Raw genomic sequence first — 18,751 nt, 5'->3', positions numbered from 1 at the left:
TGGCGTTGGCTTGATGAAGGGGGTTCCCATGAAAAACCTGCGTACCGACCTGCTCACCAAACCGATTTTCCGTTGGGCCCAAAAGACCCTGCCTGCATTATCGCAAACCGAAAGCGAGGCACTGACGGCGGGCGAAGTCTGGTGGGAGGCGGAGCTTTTTTCAGGCAATCCAGACTGGTCAAAACTGCGCGCGGTCAAGGCACCCCGGTTGAACGCAGAGGAGCAGGCCTTTTTCGACGGTCCGGTGCAAGAGTTTTGCGCCATGATCGACGATTGGAAAATTAACCACGAGGCCGCTGACCTGCCGCCCGCGGCCTGGACCTTCCTGCGGGACAAGAAATTCTTTGGCATGATCATTCCCAAGGCCCACAGCGGCTTGGGTTTCTCGGCTTTTGCCCACTCCGAAGTCGTGCGCTACATCTCGTCGCGTTCGGTCGCTGCGGCTGTCACGGTGATGGTGCCCAACTCCCTCGGTCCCGGTGAGCTGCTGCATCAATTTGGCACAGATGCGCAAAAGGACCATTGGCTTCCCCGCCTTGCCGATGGGCGCGAGTTGCCCGCCTTTGGCCTTACCAGCGCAGAAGCCGGATCAGACGCCTCAGCCATGGTCGATGAGGGGGTGATCGAGAAAGGCATCTGGCAGGGCGAAGAGGTCCTTGGCATCCGCCTCAACTGGGCCAAGCGCTATATCACCCTCGCCCCGGTCTGCACGGTCCTCGGGCTCGCCTTTCAATTGCGCGATCCGAATGGGCTGCTGGGCGATACGCCCGACCTTGGCATCACCTGTGCTTTGGTGCCGACTGACCTGCCGGGGGTCGAGACCGGGCGGCGACATCTGCCCTCCTCCACCATGTTCATGAACGGGCCGACGACGGGTAAGGATGTCTTCATCCCCCTTGATCACATCATCGGCGGGGCGGAATATGCTGGCAAAGGTTGGATGATGCTGATGTCCGCGCTGGCCGCCGGGCGCGGTATTTCCCTGCCTTCAATGGGCTGCGCCGCCATTGCCTTTTCCGCTCATACCACCGGGGCCTATGCGCGCATCCGCCAGCAGTTCAACCTGCCCATCGGCAAGTTTGGCGGGGTACAAGCGCGGATGGGGAGGCTTGCGGCGGATGCCTACGCCATGGATGCTGCGCGGCATCTGACATGCGCGGGCTTGGACGAAGGCCGCGCGCTTTCCGTCATTTCCGCGATTATGAAAGCCCATGCGACCTTCAAGATGCGCGAAGCCCTGAATGACGCGATGGACGTGCATTCAGGTAAAGCCGTGATCGACGGGCCGCTGAACTACCTGCTGCCACTTTACCGCGCCGTACCTATCGGCATCACGGTGGAGGGGGCGAATATCGTCACCCGCAGCCTGATCATCTTCGGCCAAGGTTCCATCCGCGCCCATCCTCACATGCTCGACAATATGCTTGCGCTGCAAAAAGAAGATAAGGCCGAGGCGCTGGAGGCGTTCGACAAATCCCTCTGGGCGCATGTGGGTCATACCACGAAAACACTGTTCCGCGCTTGGGGTCGCGCGCTGACAGGTGGACGCTTCGCCCCTGCCCCCGATGCGGGAGCCGCGACACCGATCTACCGCGAGCTTGGGCGTTGGTCGTCAGCCTATGCGCTGACGGCGGATTTTCTCTTTCTCACCCTTGGCGGGGCGCTCAAACGCGAAGAGATGATCTCAGGCCGGATGGGCGATATCCTGTCTGAAATGTATATCCTATCTGCCGCGCTCAAACGATGGGAGGACGAAGGCCGACAAGAGACGGATTTACCGCTGCTGCAATACGCCGCCGCCGATGCTTTCTCGCGCATTCAAACGGCGCTGGATGGCGTTATCGCCAACCTCCCCGCACGTTGGGCCGCGTGGCTGCTGCGTGTGCTTACTCTACCGGGTCGGGGCCGTCACGGCCCGGATGATGCGCTGACCGTGCAGTGCAGCGCGCTGATCTATGCGCCCTCTGCCACCCGCGATCGGATCACCGGGCAGTTGTTTCCGGGCCACGACGGAGATGGGATCGACCTGCTGAACCGCTGCTATGCCAAGGTGGTGGAAATGGAGCCGGTGAAAAAGCGCTTGCGCGACGCTAAGAAGACCCCTGCCGAGGCGCGACAGGCCGGTATCCTCAGCGATGCCGAAATGGCCGAACTTACCGTGATGAATGACCTCGTTACCAAGGTAATTGCTGTGGATGACTACACGCCTGAGGCGCTTGCCCACTACTTTCCCGACCTAGACCCGCCGCAGGATGACGACGATAAAACCAACCCGAGAGAGGCCGCCGAATGACCCATCCCAAAGCGCAGCGCGTCTTCCTTGTCGACGGAGCGCGGACCCCGTTTCTGAAGGCCCGTCAGGGGCCCGGTCCCTTCACCCCGGTCGATCTGGCCGTGCAGGCTGGCCGGCCCCTGCTGGCCCGTCAAAGCTTTGACCGCGCAGCCTTTGATCTGGTGATCCTCGGCTGCGTCAACGTTATCGCCGATGAAATGAACCCCGCCCGCGTTGCCGCCCTGCGGCTGGGGCTCGGGGAGCAGACAGTCGCCTTTACCGTGCAGATCAACTGCGGCTCGGGAATGCAGAGCATCGACACCGCCTACCGCTACATCCGCGATGGCAGCCATCAAATGATCCTCGCTGGCGGGGCCGAGGCGCTTAGCCACGCGCCTCTTGTGCTGCGCCAATCGGCAGTAGAGTGGTTTGGCCGGATGAATGCTGCCAAGGGACCATTGGATATGGCCCGCGCCATGACGGGTCTGCGTCCCGAGTTCTTCAAACCCGTCATCGGGCTGGAGCGCGGGCTGACCGATCCGATCACGGCGTTGAATATGGGACAGACGGCTGAAGTGCTCGCCCATCGCTTTGGAATCGACCGAGCCACCGCAGACGCCTATGCGGTGCAAAGTCATCACCGCCTTGCCGCCGCACAGGACGATGGGGTTCTGGACGATGAGGTCATGCCCGCCTTCGACCGGGACGGTACCGTTTATGACCACGACGACGGCGTGCGCCCCGACAGCGATATGGAGAGCCTTGCCAAGCTGAACCCGGTGTTCGAAAAGCCACATGGCAAGGTGACAGCGGGCAATTCCAGCCAGATCACCGATGGCGCAAGCTGGGTTATCGTTGCGTCCGAACGCGCGGTAGAGGCGCATGGGCTAACCCCACTGGCCGAGATCACCGACAGCGAATGGGCCGCGCTCGACCCGTCGATCATGGGTCTGGGGCCTGTGCTGGCCGCCACCCCTATTGCACAGCGGCATGGGCTGGGGGTGGATGACATCGATCTTTGGGAGCTGAACGAAGCCTTCGCGTCACAGGTTCTCTCATGTCTGGCCGCTTGGAATGACACAGAGTTTTGCCGCGAGGTTCTGGGGTATGACGCAGCCTTTGGCCGGATTGACCGTGACCGGCTGAATATCGATGGTGGGGCGATCTCGCTCGGCCACCCGGTCGGCACCAGTGGCAACCGCATCGTGTTGCATTTGGCCAATGCGATGAAAGCGCGTGGTGCCAGACGCGGCATTGCAACGGAATGTATCGGCGGCGGCCTTGGCGGCGCAATGATGCTGGAGGCGGTGTGATGACGGGATATGTCCTAAAACTCTTGGGTGAGAGCAAACTCGAACTCGGCGCGGCCACCACCCGCGAGGGCAACTGGCGCGCGGGCCGCGATGCGGAGGGTATCCTTTGGCTTGCGCTGGATAAGGCTGACAGTGGCACTAATACGATCTCAGGCGATGTGCTGCGCGAGTTGGAGCGGCATGTCTCTGACGCCGAAAATGACCCCCCCCGCGCCGTGGTGATCCGCTCGGCCAAACTGGGGGGGTTCGCCGCCGGGGCCGATATCACCGGGTTTGCTAAGATGAGCGATGCAGGCGCGGCGGACCTGCTGACCCAAGGCCATGCGGTACTGGACCGACTGGAGAACCTTTCCTGCCCAACGATCTGCGTAATCCACGGTGCAGCACTCGGCGCGGGGTTTGAACTGGCGCTCGCCTGCGACATGCGCATCGCGGTGCCGGGGGCATCTTTCGCCTTCCCCGAAGTGCAACTTGGCCTGCATCCCGGACTTGGCGGCACCTTTCGTCTGCCTGCACCGATCGACCCGACCGAGGCGATGACAATGATGCTGAGCGGAAAAACCGCCCATACCAAACGCGCCAAGACGTTGGGCATCGTGGATGAGGTGGTCGAAGAGCGCCACATCGCTGCTGCCGTCCGAACGCTGGCCGAAACGGGGGTGGAGCGGGCGGAACCCGGCCTTAAAACGCGCGCACTTGGCCTGGAACAGGCCCGGACGCTGCTCGCCCGCCAGATGCGCAACCGGACAGAAGAACGTGCGCCCGCCGATCACTACCCGGCCCCCCATGCGCTGATCGAGCTGTGGGAGGAACACGGCACCGACCGTGCGACCATGCAGCGCGGCGAAATACGATCCTTCGCCAACCTGCTAAAAACGAACAGCTCCAAGAACCTGCGACGGGTGTTCTTCCTTCGCCAGAAACTCAAGGAAACGGCCAAGGGTGACGACGAGATTGCCCATGTGCATGTCATCGGCGCCGGGGCTATGGGGGCCGAGATTGCCGCCGTGGCCGCGATCCGGGGCAAGCGCGTGAGTTTGAGCGACGTGGATAGCGCAGCCCTTGGCCGCGCGGTGAAACAGGCGGCAAAGCTCTGCGATGACAAACACCTGAGCAGTACTGAGACGCGCGACGCGCTGGATCGTTTGATGCCCGACCCCAAAGGCTACGGCATCGCTCAAGCTGATCTGGTGATTGAAGCCGCCCCGGAGCGGGTGAACGTGAAAGAGAAGATCTACGCCGGGCTCACGGCGCGCATGAAGGAAGGTGCGATCCTTGCGACCAACACCTCTAGCCTTGGTGTCGATGATCTCAGCGCCCATGCTCCTGCCAAGGCGCGATTTGCAGGACTGCATTTCTTCAATCCGGTTGCCAAAATCCCGCTGGTTGAAGTGGTGCTGGGGGCCGGTACAGATGCCCAGACTGCGGCCCGTTTGGCCGCCCTCTGCGGTGCCATTGGCAAGCTGCCCGCCCAGGTTGGCGACTACCCCGGTTTCGTCGTGAACCGCATCCTCACCCCCTATTTGATGGAGGCGATGGTACTGATGGACGAAGGCGTTCCTAAGGAGGTGATCGACAGTGCTGCCCTGCGCTTTGGCATGCCGATGGGGCCGGTAGCCCTGGCCGATCAGGTGGGGCTCGACATCGGCCTGCATGTGGCCGAAAGCCTGCGCGACCGCCTCGACAAGCCGATGGCTGAGATCACCGATATGCTGCACGCGCGGGTCGAACAGGGAGAACTGGGGCGCAGGACCGGCAGCGGATTTTACGACTGGACCGACGGCACGCCGCACCCGGATACCGAGGCGTCCGGCCCCGCTGATCTGACCGACCGTCTAATCCTGCCGATGTTAAACGCTGCCGTCGAAGTACTGCGCGAGAATGTGGCTAAAGACGCCGATCAGATCGATGCCGCGATGATCTTTGCTACCGGATGGGCGCCTTTCCGGGGCGGGCCGCTGAACTATGCCCGCACGCGCGGCACGCGCGATGTGGCCGAACGGTTGCGCATATTGGAAAAGGCGCACGGCCCGCGGTTTGCGCCTGACCCGGGGTGGCAGAGTTTCGGTTAACCCACAGGAGGGGCCACGCTTCTGACTGGTCAGCCCCGTCGCCGCCATGCTAGCCCCCTGTCGCAATAGCAGCGAGAAGAAGCAAAAGATGACCAGCCCAAAAATTTTTGACGGCCATAACGATTTTCTGCTGCGCCTGCTGCGCGATCCTGAAAACCGCGAGACGACGTTTCTGACCCATACCGACGAAGGCCATCTTGACCTGCCGCGAATGCGCCAAGGGGGCTTTGCCGGGGGCTTCTTTGCCATCTACATCTCGTCGCCCATGCCTGACGTCGATCTAATGGAGCAGATGAAAAGCCCGCCCTATGCCTTTGCCTTGCCTGATGAGATTCCAATGGCCGAGGCGCAGCCCGTTGCGCTGGCGATGGCCGGGCATCTTAAGTGGATGGAACGCGCCTCGGACGGGCAATTCAAAATCTGCCGCACGGTGGCCGAACTGCGCCATTGCCTCGATCACGATATCATTGCCGCGATCATGCATATTGAGGGGGCCGAGGCGATTGGCCCGGACCTTGATGCGCTTTATCTCTTTCACGACATGGGGCTGCGCTCGCTTGGCCCGGTCTGGAGCCGTCCGACGGTCTTTGGGCATGGCGTTCCCTTCGCCTTTCCCGCCTCCCCCGATACCGGGCCGGGGTTGACGCCTGCGGGAAAGGACTTGCTGCGTCTGTGCAATGAATTGGGCATTCTGTTCGATCTGTCGCATTTGAACGAAGCCGGTTTCAACGATGTCGCCGCCCTTTCGGACGCGCCGCTGGTGGCGACCCATTCCAACGCCCATGCAATCACGCCGTCCACGCGTAATCTGACGGACCGGCAACTCGGCATGATCCGCGACAGTGACGGGATGGTTGGAGTGAATTTCGCCAGCGGGTTCCTCAACCCCGATGGGCGCAGAACCAGCGGTGACGGGTTTGACGCCATGCTGCGCCATCTTGACCACCTCATTGCCCAGCTTGGCGAAGACCGCGTCGGCTTTGGCTCGGATTTCGACGGGGCGGAGGTGCCGGCCAAACTGAAAGATGCCACCGGTTTGCCCGCGCTCTGTGATGCTCTGCGCGCTCATAGCTATGACGAGGCTCTGCTGGCGAAACTGTGTCACGAAAATTGGCTTGCCGTGCTTGAGCGGACTTGGCGCGACTAACGGCCGCGGTCCGCGTGATTTTCCAGGGTGAAATGCCACAAACTCGCCCTAATTCAGCTGCAGCGGCATTGGCAGCGGTGCCTGAGGGGGATACCTTGGGCGGAACATCTGCCTTTTAACCAAGCCAGATAAGACGTGGACGACAGAGGCCTAGATGAACGACTTTTACAACGCCTTGGCGGATTTCGATGATCCGCTGCGGCAACTTTACATGCTTGCTGTCGAACCTGACCTCTCCGTCGAAGACAAGATCGCCAAGCTCTTGCAACTGGGCACAGAGGCACTCGGCCTTGAGCTGGGCATCGTCTCCCGCGTGGATCACCCGGTTTACGAATGCCTCTATGTCTTTGGCCCAGACTGGGCGCCCGCGCCCGGCAGCACTTTTGATATCAATGGCACCTATTGTTTGCACACGCTTGGCAATGTTGATGTGACCTCGTTCCACCACGCCGGACAGCAAGAGATTTCGACCCACCCGTGCTATGAAAACTTTGGTCTGGAAAGCTATATTGGTTTGCCGCTGAAATCCGGCGGCGACCTTTTCGGTACGCTGAACTTTTCCGGGACCGCGCCGCGCACTGCGCCGTTCAGCAAGGCGGAGGTGCAGTTTGTTCAGTTCCTCGCGCGTTGGCTGGGCAGTGAGTTGACCCTTCAATCCGAACGCCGTGATTTGCGCGAACAGCGTGGGCTGCTCAAAGCGATGGTTGATGCCGTGCCCGAAGCGATCATCATGGCCGATCCCAACCGCCGCGTGGCGCTGGTCAACCCAGCGGTCAAAACGCTTTTCGGCTATGAGCCGAACGAGCTTTTGGGGCGGCAGACGGCGGTCCTTTATGAGACCCTCGGCAGCTATGAACGCGCGGGCGAGGAGCGGTTCAACCCACAGGCAGCCAATACACGCGGAGAGCTCTCGATTGCCTGCCGCCGCGCCGATGGGACCACCTTCGAGGGCCAAGTCTCAACCGCCAAGGTCGAGACCGATCGCGGCGAGCATCTGGGCTTTCTTGGTGTCGTGCGAGACGTGAGCAAGCAGCGCGAGTTTGAACGCGCCCAAGACCAGCTTATCGCGACAGTCAGCCATGAGATGAAAACACCGCTCACCTCGCTCACCGGCGCGCTGCGCCTGCTTGAGGCAGGCCAAGAGGACTTGCCCCCGCAAAAGCAAAAACTCCTGCGGCTTGCGCTGCGCAACGCGCAGGCAATCGATCAGATGGTGGCGGATATTCTTGATGTGGAAACCCTGCGCAGGCCGGATCAATCGGGGTTCGCCGAACGCCCCTTAGCACCTCTGCTGGCGCAAGCCTTTGAGACGTTGGTCTCATATGCCAAAGATCGCGGGGTCGAACTGAAGATGATCCCGTCGGCGTCCCCTGCCCCCCTGCTGCGCCTTCACGAAGGGCGGCTTATGCGGCTGTTGTCAAACCTGCTGTCCAACGCGATCAAAGCCTCGGACGATGGGGGTACGGTGACGCTCGGTATCTCGAAAGATGGCACCGGGTTCTGGGTGCAGGACCACGGCAGCGGGCTACCGCTTGAGCTACAGCCGATCTTGTTCGAGCGGTTCTCGCGCGGGGACAGCTACCGTGTGGAAGAGGGGCACGGGCTGGGCATGAGCATCGTCAAGGCTATCGTTGACCAGCACCTTGGCAACATCCGGTTTGAAACGGCTGAGGGCGAAGGCACGACCTTTTTCGTCGATTTCCCCGCCCTTAAAACGCTGGCAGATGCGATGGCCGCCTCCTGACAACACATCGAAGGCCTTACCAAACGCTAAAGCAAGAATGCGCGCAGCGCTTGTAACGTGCGCTCAATCCCCGCGGTGGTCGTCAGCACACCCGGCGACATCCGCAGGATCTGGCTGCGGTTGTCGACGTAGATTTCCAGCGCCGCCAGTTGCGCCACCACATCGGCAGCGTCGATGTGTTCAGGCAAGACCACCATCAGGCTGCCGCCGCGCTGCTCGGGATCACTTGGGCTGGCGAGGGTCAGACCCATCTCCTTCAGCCCTGCCTGCAACTGCACGGTCAGCTTGCGGTTATGCGCTGCCAATGTCTCGGTACTTTGGCCCATACGCCATTTCATTGCCGGAAGGCTTGCCACCGCCGGCACCGTCGACGGTGTGCCGCTGTCGAGCCGCCGAATGTCGGGCGCGAATTCGAAGGCGTCCAAATCCCATGAGAACGGGTTGCCTTGCGAGAACCAGCCGCGCATTTCCGGTTCGCACCGGGGGATCAGGTTAGCGTCCATATAGACGATCCCCGCGCCCGGCGTACCGCACATCCATTTCAGGCTGGTCGACAGCGCGAAATCCACCCGCGGCGCGGTCACATCATAGGGCAACAGCCCCACCGCCTGCGTCATATCCACCCCGATGAGCGAGCCCATCTTGCGGCCATGCGCCACCAGTTGCGGTATGTCCAACCGGTGCGAGGTGGTCGAGCTGACCCATGTGAGCAAGACCAGCGCTACGTCCTCGTCCCAATCCGCAATGATATCTGCGGCCTCGACCCAATGCCCACCTTGGCGGATCGGCACTGTGTTCAACGTGAAACCAAAGCGCTTCGACAGCCCTGTGAGCAGGAAATGCAACGAGGGAAAGCCATCCTCGGCCACCAAGACTTTCTTGCCGCGCAGGGTGCCTTCGGGCAGCGCACCAATGACGGCCATCAGCCCGGTGGTGACACTTTCGGTCGTGGTGACAGTGCCCTTGGGCGCGCCGATCAACTCGGCCCAGAGGTCGATGAACTGCTGGCGTTTGGGCAGGACATCGGCCCATTGATCGCCGTTGGGCGCGGCCCAAGCATCGGTGAAATCGGTGAGCCCGGCCAGCATATCCGCATGTTTGCCGGGGTATTGGCCGATGGAGTGATAAAGGAGATAGGCGTCGCCCGTTCCTGTTTCTGTGGACATTGTAATCTCCGTAGGGTGTGGGCCGCGCAGGGGCGCGGGACGGTAGAATGTTGTGAAATACGGCGGAAGGGTTCAGCGATAGCCGCGCTTGTAATGCTGCTCTAGCCAGCCAGTAAAACGGACCATGGGCCAAAGGATCGCGATATAAATCAGCGCGGCCAGCAACAGCGGCGTCGGATTGGCGAAAAGCGCCTGCGCATCGGTGGCTTGCTTTAACAGGTCATCCATCGCCACGACCGAGGCCAGCGAGGTGTCTTTCATGATCGCCACGGCATAGGAGGCCAGCGGCGGGATCATCATACGAAACGCCTGCGGCAGGATCACCTTGCGCATGGTGGTGACAAAGGACAGGCCAAGCGCATCGCAGGCCTCGAACTGGCCGCGCGGCACGGCTTCGATCCCGGCGCGCACGACCTCGGCCGTATAGGCCGCCAGCACCAGCGCCAGCGCAATGGTCGCCGCGACGAAGGAGGAAAAGACAATTCCGGCAAACGGCAGCGCGTAGTAGACGAGGATCAACACCACCAAAACCGGAATGGCGCGAAAGATATCCGTATACAGAACCGCCAGCAGCCGGAACGGCTTGGCCGCGTAAAGCCGCACCAGACAGACCAGCACGCCAAGGATGCCGCCAAAGAAGATCGCCGCGAAACCCAGCAGGATCGTGTTGACCAACCCGCGCATCAGAATGGGGAAAGCGCGGCGCATCACGTCGAGATTGAAGAAGATATCGAGGATTTCCATAGCGCATTCCGTCAGTTTGGTCGCATGAGGCCAGTCTTGAGGCCGCAAGCGGGTAACGCCTCGCCCGCGGCCTCAACTTCGTCAGTCAGCAGAAGTCGGCACGGGCAACGGTGTGACGGCAAGGCTGCCCTCAGCAGGTGCCACGCCCAGCCATTTTTCATAGAGCGCCGCCATGGTGCCATCCTCTTTCATCGAAGAGATCGCGTCATTGACCGCCTCCAGATGCTCGGAGCCTTTGGGCATCATGATCGCGAATTTATCGCCCGTCGGGATCTCGACCGAGACCTGTAGCCCCTGCATCGTCGGTTGGGCAAAGGCATAGCGCAGGCTGACGATATCGTTCACGGCAGCATCAATCCGGCCACTGCGCAGATCGGTCAGCATATTCGCCGTGGTGTCATAGCTGGAATAGGATTTATACCCGAGCTCTGCCTCACGCTCCTTCAACCAGTTCTCCGGGAACGACGTGGCGATGGAGCCGATGCGCTTGCCTTTCAGCCCGTCCAAATCAGCGATACCTGCGTCGGTCTTTGTGCCCACACCAAGCGCGCCTGAGAAATAGGGCTGCGTGAAAGACTGGGCCTCAAGCCGCTCATCGGTGATGGTCAACGAAGAAATGACCGCGTCCACTCGCCCCGATGCCGTGGCGACAAAGAGCGCGCGAAAGTCGTAGCCGCTGATCTCGGTCGTCCTGCCGATCCTTGCCGCGACTTCGTTGATGATGTCGACCTCAAAGCCTTCGAACTCCCCGGCTTCGTTCTTGAACTCCCACGGCGGGTTCGCCGGGTAGGAGCCAATTTTCAGCACATCCTGCGCCATGGCCGATACGCCAGACAGTGCCGTGAAGGCCGCAACGGTGAGGCCAACGATCAGATTTTTCTTCAGATTCATGTTTTTCTCCCTGTGAACATCCCCGCGCAACGCGGCAAGTTTCACAGTATGGCTGCCAGTTTCCGTATACTAATTCAATTGAATTTTTCAAGTATGCAAACTTATACCTAGCCATATGCGCATTCCTTGCGCATGTTCGGATCACAATCGAATACTTTTACAGAGGTCCGAATGCCCCGCACTGCCAAGCGCCACATGAAAGATCAGATCTATGACATCTTCCTTGGGCGGATACAGCGGGGGGAGATCAGCCATGGCGACCGCTTTGTCGACACTGCCGTCGCCGAAGAGTTCAATGTCTCGCGGATGCCCGTGCGCGATGCGCTGATGCGCCTGTCACATGAGGGCTATCTCGACAGCACGACGCGGGGCTTCACCCTGCCCAACCTGTCGATGCGCCAGATATGCGAGATTTTCGAACTGCGCCGTCTGCTGGAACCCCGCGCCGCCGCGCTGGCGACCAATCAGCTGACCGAAGACGACATCGCCACTCTCACCCGCGCGGTCGAGCAATCCGAACGCACCTTAGAGACTGGCGAAATTGAGAGCCTCTACGCCGCCTCGGAAGACATCCGCCGCACATGGATCATGGCCGTGCCCAATATCGAGCTGCGCGACACGATCCTGCGCTACATGGCGCAAATCCAAGCCGTTCGCATGGCAACCCTGCGCGACGCCACCGCCCACGAAACCCTCGTCGATCTTCAACGCGACATGCTGCGCGCCTTTGTCGAACGCGACGCGGCCAAGGTTGAGCTTTTGCTCCTGCGCTATGTTTTGGCCGGGGAGGATAGCTTCCTGCGCCTCAAAGCCCGCGAGCAGGATTAACCTGCCTCGCACTTCGCCACCGCGCAAAGCCAATCGCGCACGATAATCCCGGCGCTTGAAACCCCTTGGCGCGGGGAGAGCAGGTAGAAGTCCAAGCCGCCCGCCATCACATGAGACACCGGACGCACCAATCGCCCCGCCTTAAGATCGCGCTGGACCAAAAAGCGGCTTGCCAAGGCTACCCCCTGCCCTGCTAAGGCCGCATCAAGGCTCAGTGTCGTCTGATTGAACCGCAACCGCCGCGCCGGTTTTGCGGCGTTGCCAAATGCTTCTTCCGCATAGCGCGGCCAAAGGTCATGCGTGTCGTGCAGCAGGGTCAAACGCGCCAAACCTGCCGCATTCAACGGCGCGTCCTCAACAATCAAACTGGGCGAGCAGACCGCCACAACCTCCTGCGCGAACAGCAGATCAGCCCGCAGGCTCGCACCGAAGGGCGGACGTGCCTGCCGAACGGCGAGGTCGATCCCATCCGCATGAAAGCTCGCCACCCGCTCCGTCGCTGTGATGCGCAGATCGATGCCCGGGTGGGCTTCGGTGAAATCTGACAGGCGGGGGATCAACCATTTCGACGCGAAGGTCGGGGTCACGCTGATTGTCACCCGCGCGGGCGCACTGCGTAGGGCATCCGTTGCCTCGACCAACTGCTCGAAAGCGCGCGACACGGAGGTATGATAGGCGCGCCCCTCTTCGGTAAAGGCTAGGCCGCGCGGCTCGCGCAGGAACAGGCGCAGCCCCAAATGACCCTCCAACCCGCGTACCTGCTGGGCGACCGCCCCTTGAGTAACGCCCAACTCATCCGCAGCCGCGCGAAGGTTCATATGCCGCCCCGCTGCGGCAAAGGCACGGAGCCCGTTCAGGGGCGGCAGTGGTACGTCACGTGGCACGATAGAATTCCTACAGTCATACGACAATGCATCTGGCTGGTTGCGACAGCCTTCAACGCCTAATTAACAAGACATACCCCCGCAGCGCAATCGCTGCACAGCATAAGGAGCATATCCGATGACAGCAGAAAAAGTAGCACTTGTGACAGCTGGCGGCAGCGGCATGGGCGCGGGTGCGGCCCGCAAACTGGCCGCTGATGGCTTCAAGGTCGGCGTGCTTTCCTCCTCCGGCAAGGGAGAGGCGCTCGGCACAGAATTAGGTGGCTTTGGCATCACCGGTTCGAACCAATCGCAAGAGGCGCTGGCCCAGTTGGTAGATGGCGCGATGGACCGCTGGGGCCGCGTTGATGTGCTGGTGAACTCTGCTGGGCACGGGCCGAAGGGCGACATTCTTGAGATGACCGACGAAGATTGGCACGGCGGTCTGGATGTCTACCTGATGAACGTGATCCGCCCCACGCGTCTGGTGACGCCGATCATGGCGGCGCAGGGCGGCGGCGCGATTATCAATATCTCAACATTTGCCACCTTTGAGCCGGACCCGCTTTTCCCCACCTCAGGCGTCTTCCGGGCCGGGCTCGCGGGTTTCACCAAGCTCTACGCAGATCAATACGCGGGCCAGAACATTCGCATGAACAACGTCCTGCCGGGGTTTATCGACAGTCTGCCCGAGACCGAAGACCGCCGGGCGCGCATTCCCAAGGGGCGCTACGGAACCGAGGCCGAAGTATCTTCGCTGATAGGCTGGCTCGCTTCCGAAGGCGGAGCCTATGTGACCGGGCAGAACTGGCGTATTGATGGTGGGCTGACCCGTGGCGTCTGAGGTAATCGCGCGCGCAGCCCCGGCGCAACTGGCGTTCTGGGTTAAATGGGTCGCCTCGGTGATCCAGACCCTCGGTTATGCCGCCACCGGTTTTGGCTGGACGCCATGGAACCTCTACCTCTTTGTGGTGGGGGTTCTGGGTTGGTTGATCGTCGGGGTGCTTTGGAACGATCGGGCGATTACGCTGGTGCATCTCATCGCCATGGGAGCGATGCTGGCGGGGATGGCAAGCCAGTAACGTTCAGGCGGCTCACGGGCTTTGATCCGGGGCTGCCGCCTTATGGATCGCCCTTGCGGATTACTCACACCCTCGGAATAGTGCGGAGGAGCGTGCAATCTGAGGCGGCCATGACTGAAATACCAAAACATCCTATGCGCCGCCTGCTGATAAGCCTCGCCATCTGGTTTTTGGTGGTGACCTTCGTGGTGTTGATCTACGCCAAAGGAGACGATCAGATGCCGCTGAGCGTCCTCGGCCGTCTTGGGATTGCCGCCGCCATCGTTGCCTTTGTGAACATTCCGCTGATCCGCAAGATCGGCCATATCTACCTGCACACGACACCCGATGACGGTGATCTCGACGACTAGCCACTCTGCCGCCGCCTGCCTTGCCCCCTGCGCAAATCGACCCATATTTCCTTTACAACGGACAACCGCGAGAGACCAAGATGGGCTATGTAAAGACAGCGATGCTGATGGCGGCGATGACCGCGCTTTTCATGGGTGTTGGCTATCTGATTGGCGGGTCAGGTGGCGCACTGATCGCGCTCTTGGTTGCGGCAGGGATGAACGCCTTTACGTGGTGGAATTCCGACCGCATGGTGCTCAAGATGCACGATGCGCAGCCGGTCTCACCGGGGGACCGCGCGGGGCTATATGCCCTGACGGCAGAGCTTGCGCGGAGTGCGGGCCTGCCAGAGCCGAAAGTCTATCTGATCGACACGCCCCAGCCCAACGCATTCGCCACGGGGCGCAACCCGGCCAATGCCGCCGTGGCGGTGACGAAAGGGCTGATGCAAAGCCTCAGCCGGGAGGAACTCGCCGGTGTCATCGCGCATGAGCTGGCCCATATCCGTAACCACGACACGGCGATCATGACCGTGACCGCCACTTTCGCCGGTGCGATTTCGATGCTGGCGAACTTTGCGATGTTCTTCGGCGGCGCGCGGGAGCGAATGGGCATGATCGGCACGCTGATGATGATGTTCCTCGCCCCCATGGCCGCCGCACTGGTGCAGATGGCGATCAGCCGGACGCGGGAATATGCGGCAGACAAGGCCGGGGCAGAGATCTGCGGTCACCCGCTTTGGCTGGCCTCCGCGCTTGAGAAGATCGCGATGGGCGCCGCGCGGATCGACAATCACGCCGCAGAGCGGAACCCGGCCACGGCGCATATGTTCATCATTAACCCATTGCACGCGCATAAGCATGACAGCCTCTTCGCCACCCACCCCGCGACCGAGAACCGCATCGCTGCCCTGCGGGCGATGACGCCCACCGCATCCCCGGTGCGGGAGCCAAGCCCTCGACCCACCAGCAGCAGCCGCATTCCTAAGAGCGGAAGACGCGGCGACGCAGGACCGTGGAGCTAAGCCGCGCTCAGTCCCGACGCCAGTAGGCTGTGCAAATCTGCCGGGTCTTATCCATGCCGAGCGCGGTTTTGAAATGGCCGCGCAGCTGCTGGGCGTTCCGGAACTCTCCGGCAAAGAAGGCATAGCCCAACCCGTCATCGGTCAGCGCCTGCGCGTGACCAAGGACGGCAGTTTCGAACTGTGCCGGTGGCAGGGCGTGAACGCGCAACTTGGTCTTTGGCAGGTAGTCCTGATAGGACACACCGCGCGGCAGGGCGGCCACCACATCGCCCACGGCACCCTCTGGCAAACGCGCCAAAAGCTGCGCAACGGCGGGCAGGCCCGTGCCATCTGCGGCTAAAAAATACGAAGACGCTGACGGCAAGGCGCTGATCCCCACCGGGCCCATGGCACCAATCTTTTGGCCCGCAATCGCGTTCTGCGCCCATTGCGAAATCAGACCAGAGCCATGGCGCACCACGTCGATGTCGACCTCTTCGGTCTCTGGGCGGATGTTCTTCAACGTGACATAGCGCGCGTGCAGCTCATCCGCGCCTTTGGGCCAGACCGGCGCGCCATTTGCGCCCATCACGGGCCAAACCGGCGTGCGGCTGGGATCGCGCGGCAGGATCAACCGCAGATGCAGTCCCTGCGCGGCGAGTTCGGCAATATCCGGGTAATGCAGGGTAACGCGCTGCATCCCCTCAAAAAGAACTTCGCTGTTGAGGACGGTCAGCAGCCGGAAGTTCTGCGGCGCGACACCCGCCTCCTGCGTTATACCTTGCCAGCGGATACGCTCGGCCAGCAGCGGATCAAATTCTGCAACATGATGTACCATGCCCTCTTTCGAGATTTGCATGGCGTTTTCACCGGGCGCTTGAAGGTTCACCTCCAACCCACGCGGGCGCAGATCGAACTCCACCCGGTAGCCGTCCTGCTCAAACACATGACCAGTCGTCCCTTTGGCGCGGAAAATCATGCCGTGATCGTCAACCAGATGCGACAGGATCCGCGAGAGCATCTCCTGCGGCGCGTCCATCGGGATGGTAGTCTTGGCTTTGGCGATGGTCATCTGGGGCTCCTCCTGAGGCAAAGAAAAGCGCGGCACACGAGGGTGGTGCCGCGCTTGAGGCTCACCAGCTATGGGCCAGCTTCACGGTGACTTCACGGCCGGGGCTGTAGAAGTCAGCGTAGAAACCGCCGTAGGAGGTATGCTTTTCGTCGAACAGGTTGGTCACATTGGCCGACAGTGTGGTCTGCTCGGAGAGGTCGTAGCTTACCGCGGCATCCACCACGACAAAGCTGCCTGTCTCGCCTGCGGTGTTACTGTCGCTGTAGTAATAGCCACTATTGAACCGTGCACCCAGACCAACTGTCAGATCACCGCGCCCAAGGTTTTCCCACGTCCGGCTGGCCCAGATCGAGGCGACATTTTCAGCCACAAGACCGGGACGATTGCCCACATTGCCAGAGGTGCCGTTCTCTTTGATCTCGGCATCCAGATAGCTGTAGGCGGCGGTCAGCGTATAGGCGCCCATCTCAGCCTTGGCTTCCAGATCAATGCCGCGCACGCCGATCTCACCGATGGTTTCCGGCAAATTATTCGCCGGGTTGGTGCGGGTGATGTTGGTTTTCGACAGGTCATAGACCGAGGCCGTCAGCAGCGCATTGGTGCCCGCCGGTTGCCACTTAGTGCCCAGTTCGAATTGTTCGCCCTCTTCCGGCTGGACACCGAAACCTGCAGGCACGACCGACTGCGCGTAGTTCCCGAAGACCGACAGGTTGGGTCTGATCTTATAGGTCAGCCCCACCCGGCCTGTCGTTTCGCTGATGTCGTTGGTCTGCACCGTGCCGGCAAGATTGTTGGTCTCGGTCACATCGATCCAGTCGTGCCGCAGACCGAATGAGGCGATAAAACGTTCGTTCCAGTTCAATTGTTGCTGAAGGTAAAGCGCCTTGCCTTCCGTCTCGGTATCGAGGTCGGCAAAGATCGGCACGCTGGCTGGACGACCGGTGTAGGTCGGATTGTCGCGATCAACCGAAGGTGCCGCGCCGTAGTAGCGCTTGTCACTGTCATCAGACCAAGAGAATTCGACCCCCGCCGTGGTTGTGCTCGCCGCTCCGCCGAGGAAACCCTCATAGGTCAGATGCAGGTCAGAGATCATGTTCTCGCTCGTGCCATCGCTGGCAAAAAAGGCGCGGTCCACCGTGCCATCGGTGGGCGTGCCGTCGCTGACATAGGCATAGCCGAAGTCATCCGCGCCATCGCTGTAACGCAGGGTGCCGCCAAAACTCAGCCCGTTGCCAAAGTTATGCGCGCCCAGAACAGAGACGGTCGTCCGCTCGGTGCCACGGTAGTTATAGTCAGGCTCGCCATAGAACACGTCGCTCCGATCAAAATCGCCGCCCGCAGGGAAACCGCCGCTGCCGGGCACGGAATCGCGGTTAAGGTGATCGACAATCACGGTCAGCTCGGAGGCATCGGAGGGGCGCCATGTCAGGCCGCCCATCGCAAAGATCTCGTCATTCTCGGAGTAGGGATATTCAAGCTCGCCATTGCGCAGCAGGCCGGTGAAACGGTAGCTAAGCGTGCCTTCCTCATCCAGCTTGTCGCCGAAATCCACACCGGTTTCCAAGCTGCCGTAGGAGTCCACCGAAGTATAGACACTGCCAAAGCGCTCGTCGCGGGGACGTTTGGTGACATAGTTGACCGAGCCGCCAGGGTCGGAGAGGCCAAAGGTCGAAGATGACGCGCCCCGGATCACCTCGACCCGCTCAAAGGCAAAAGGCTCTTCGCGGGTGGCGCCAAAGTTCGCGCCAAGCGTTAGGCCGTCGCGGTAGGTATAGGCCTCGAACCCGCGCAGGATAAAATAATCGAACCGGTCATCCGCGCCATAGCTGTCGGTGCTGGCACCGGCGGTGTAGTTCAGCACCTGCTCCACGCTATCCGCGCCACGCGCTTCGATCTCGCGGCTGGTGATGACCGAGACGCTGGCCGGGATGTCGATGATCTCGCCCGACAGCTTACCGCCGCTGCTGAGTTCGCTGGCGACTACCGTTTCAGCATCCGCCGCGCCGGAGGACTGCGCGCTGGCCTCAAGGATCACATCATCCAACTGGTAGGTCTCTTGCGCGTAAAGCGACCCTGGCACCAGCGCCGTACAGCATAAAAGTGCCGTCTTAATAGAGCCGCGCCCGAGGTGGCGAGGATTGAATTTGAAAGAGGGCATCGCAGTCTCCAAAATAACCTAGTGAATCAGTCAGGATTCCATTACCCCCGCGATACAGGGAGCGCC

Annotated in this window: 16 protein-coding genes; 10 read left to right on the top strand and 6 right to left on the bottom strand. The window is 61.2% G+C overall.

The window, feature by feature from the left end; translation table 11 throughout:
- Positions 1-28: 28 nt before the first annotated feature.
- The 5 genes from K3759_RS03000 to K3759_RS02980 all read left to right on the top strand — a co-directional run bounded on the left by K3759_RS03000 (position 29) and on the right by K3759_RS02980 (position 8,548).
- Entirely contained in the window at positions 29-2,293 is a 2,265-nt protein-coding gene (locus K3759_RS03000) for an acyl-CoA dehydrogenase (RefSeq protein WP_259984255.1), read from the top strand.
- Positions 2,290-3,585, top strand: coding sequence for an acetyl-CoA C-acetyltransferase (locus tag K3759_RS02995; RefSeq protein WP_259984254.1), 1,296 nt, complete (start codon positions 2,290-2,292; stop codon positions 3,583-3,585). The genes K3759_RS03000 and K3759_RS02995 overlap by 4 nt, the downstream gene beginning before the upstream one ends.
- Positions 3,585-5,657: a 3-hydroxyacyl-CoA dehydrogenase NAD-binding domain-containing protein gene (locus K3759_RS02990; protein WP_259984253.1), complete on the top strand. Its 2,073-nt coding sequence runs from the start codon at positions 3,585-3,587 to the stop codon at positions 5,655-5,657. The genes K3759_RS02995 and K3759_RS02990 overlap by 1 nt, the downstream gene beginning before the upstream one ends.
- An 88-nt stretch (positions 5,658-5,745) precedes the next feature.
- The gene (locus tag K3759_RS02985; protein WP_259984252.1) at positions 5,746-6,804 is read left to right on the top strand and encodes a dipeptidase; all 1,059 of its coding nucleotides are present in this window, start codon (positions 5,746-5,748) and stop codon (positions 6,802-6,804) included.
- 154 nt (positions 6,805-6,958) lie between these two features.
- Positions 6,959-8,548: an ATP-binding protein gene (locus K3759_RS02980; RefSeq protein ID WP_259984251.1), complete on the top strand. Its 1,590-nt coding sequence runs from the start codon at positions 6,959-6,961 to the stop codon at positions 8,546-8,548.
- Between the two features lie 26 nt (positions 8,549-8,574).
- Here K3759_RS02980 and K3759_RS02975 read toward each other — a convergent pair whose 3' ends face one another.
- The 3 genes from K3759_RS02975 to K3759_RS02965 form a co-directional block, all read right to left on the bottom strand.
- Complete coding sequence (locus K3759_RS02975) at positions 8,575-9,714, bottom strand: aminotransferase class V-fold PLP-dependent enzyme (RefSeq protein ID WP_259984250.1); 1,140 nt, start codon at positions 9,712-9,714, stop codon at positions 8,575-8,577.
- 72 nt (positions 9,715-9,786) lie between these two features.
- The gene (locus K3759_RS02970) at positions 9,787-10,458 is read right to left on the bottom strand and encodes an amino acid ABC transporter permease (protein ID WP_259984249.1); all 672 of its coding nucleotides are present in this window, start codon (positions 10,456-10,458) and stop codon (positions 9,787-9,789) included.
- Positions 10,459-10,539: 81 nt separating this feature from the next.
- A complete protein-coding gene (locus K3759_RS02965; protein WP_259984248.1) occupies positions 10,540-11,349 on the bottom strand; it encodes an ABC transporter substrate-binding protein in 810 nt (269 codons plus the stop codon).
- Positions 11,350-11,520: 171 nt separating this feature from the next.
- Between K3759_RS02965 and K3759_RS02960 the strand changes: the two genes are divergently transcribed.
- Positions 11,521-12,177 (top strand): GntR family transcriptional regulator, encoded by a 657-nt coding sequence (locus K3759_RS02960; protein WP_259984247.1) that lies wholly within the window; start codon positions 11,521-11,523, stop codon positions 12,175-12,177.
- Here the strand turns inward: K3759_RS02960 and K3759_RS02955 are convergent.
- Positions 12,174-13,061: a LysR substrate-binding domain-containing protein gene (locus tag K3759_RS02955; protein WP_259984246.1), complete on the bottom strand. Its 888-nt coding sequence runs from the start codon at positions 13,059-13,061 to the stop codon at positions 12,174-12,176. The genes K3759_RS02960 and K3759_RS02955 overlap by 4 nt on opposite strands.
- Positions 13,062-13,179: 118 nt before the next feature.
- Between K3759_RS02955 and K3759_RS02950 the strand changes: the two genes are divergently transcribed.
- The 4 genes from K3759_RS02950 to htpX all read left to right on the top strand — a co-directional run bounded on the left by K3759_RS02950 (position 13,180) and on the right by htpX (position 15,476).
- Positions 13,180-13,884: an SDR family oxidoreductase gene (locus tag K3759_RS02950; RefSeq protein WP_259984245.1), complete on the top strand. Its 705-nt coding sequence runs from the start codon at positions 13,180-13,182 to the stop codon at positions 13,882-13,884.
- The gene (locus tag K3759_RS02945) at positions 13,874-14,122 is read left to right on the top strand and encodes a DUF6552 family protein (RefSeq protein ID WP_259984244.1); all 249 of its coding nucleotides are present in this window, start codon (positions 13,874-13,876) and stop codon (positions 14,120-14,122) included. The genes K3759_RS02950 and K3759_RS02945 overlap by 11 nt, the downstream gene beginning before the upstream one ends.
- Before the next feature lie 110 nt (positions 14,123-14,232).
- Positions 14,233-14,472: a hypothetical protein gene (locus tag K3759_RS02940; RefSeq protein ID WP_259984243.1), complete on the top strand. Its 240-nt coding sequence runs from the start codon at positions 14,233-14,235 to the stop codon at positions 14,470-14,472.
- An 80-nt stretch (positions 14,473-14,552) separates the two neighbouring features.
- Positions 14,553-15,476, top strand: coding sequence for a zinc metalloprotease HtpX (gene htpX, locus K3759_RS02935; RefSeq protein WP_259984242.1), 924 nt, complete (start codon positions 14,553-14,555; stop codon positions 15,474-15,476).
- 7 nt (positions 15,477-15,483) lie between these two features.
- On the opposite strand, the gene K3759_RS02930 is transcribed toward htpX, so the two are convergent.
- The gene (locus tag K3759_RS02930; protein ID WP_259984241.1) at positions 15,484-16,527 is read right to left on the bottom strand and encodes a siderophore-interacting protein; all 1,044 of its coding nucleotides are present in this window, start codon (positions 16,525-16,527) and stop codon (positions 15,484-15,486) included.
- A 61-nt stretch (positions 16,528-16,588) separates the two neighbouring features.
- Positions 16,589-18,685 carry a TonB-dependent siderophore receptor gene (locus tag K3759_RS02925; RefSeq protein ID WP_259984240.1) on the bottom strand — a complete coding sequence of 699 codons (2,097 nt, stop codon included), beginning with the start codon at positions 18,683-18,685 and terminating at the stop codon, positions 16,589-16,591.
- Positions 18,686-18,751: the final 66 nt, after the last annotated feature.

Source organism: Sulfitobacter sp. W027 (genome assembly GCF_025143985.1).
Taxonomy (GTDB): domain Bacteria; phylum Pseudomonadota; class Alphaproteobacteria; order Rhodobacterales; family Rhodobacteraceae; genus Sulfitobacter.
Note: the sequence above shows the minus strand (reverse complement) of the source record. Positions and strands in the feature narration are given on the sequence as shown.

Excerpts from the sequence above, each read along its gene's own strand:
- K3759_RS03000 (WP_259984255.1), top strand. The coding sequence starts at position 29 with ATGAAAAACCTGCGTACCGACCTGCTCACCAAACCGATTTTCCGTTGG.
- K3759_RS02995 (WP_259984254.1), top strand. The coding sequence starts at position 2,290 with ATGACCCATCCCAAAGCGCAGCGCGTCTTCCTTGTCGACGGAGCGCGG.
- K3759_RS02990 (WP_259984253.1), top strand. The coding sequence starts at position 3,585 with ATGACGGGATATGTCCTAAAACTCTTGGGTGAGAGCAAACTCGAACTC.
- K3759_RS02985 (WP_259984252.1), top strand. The coding sequence starts at position 5,746 with ATGACCAGCCCAAAAATTTTTGACGGCCATAACGATTTTCTGCTGCGC.
- K3759_RS02980 (WP_259984251.1), top strand. The coding sequence starts at position 6,959 with ATGAACGACTTTTACAACGCCTTGGCGGATTTCGATGATCCGCTGCGG.
- K3759_RS02975 (WP_259984250.1), bottom strand. The coding sequence starts at position 9,714 with ATGTCCACAGAAACAGGAACGGGCGACGCCTATCTCCTTTATCACTCC.
- K3759_RS02970 (WP_259984249.1), bottom strand. The coding sequence starts at position 10,458 with ATGGAAATCCTCGATATCTTCTTCAATCTCGACGTGATGCGCCGCGCT.
- K3759_RS02965 (WP_259984248.1), bottom strand. The coding sequence starts at position 11,349 with ATGAATCTGAAGAAAAATCTGATCGTTGGCCTCACCGTTGCGGCCTTC.
- K3759_RS02960 (WP_259984247.1), top strand. The coding sequence starts at position 11,521 with ATGCCCCGCACTGCCAAGCGCCACATGAAAGATCAGATCTATGACATC.
- K3759_RS02950 (WP_259984245.1), top strand. The coding sequence starts at position 13,180 with ATGACAGCAGAAAAAGTAGCACTTGTGACAGCTGGCGGCAGCGGCATG.
- K3759_RS02940 (WP_259984243.1), top strand. The coding sequence starts at position 14,233 with ATGACTGAAATACCAAAACATCCTATGCGCCGCCTGCTGATAAGCCTC.
- htpX (WP_259984242.1), top strand. The coding sequence starts at position 14,553 with ATGGGCTATGTAAAGACAGCGATGCTGATGGCGGCGATGACCGCGCTT.
- K3759_RS02930 (WP_259984241.1), bottom strand. The coding sequence starts at position 16,527 with ATGACCATCGCCAAAGCCAAGACTACCATCCCGATGGACGCGCCGCAG.
- K3759_RS02925 (WP_259984240.1), bottom strand. The coding sequence starts at position 18,685 with ATGCCCTCTTTCAAATTCAATCCTCGCCACCTCGGGCGCGGCTCTATT.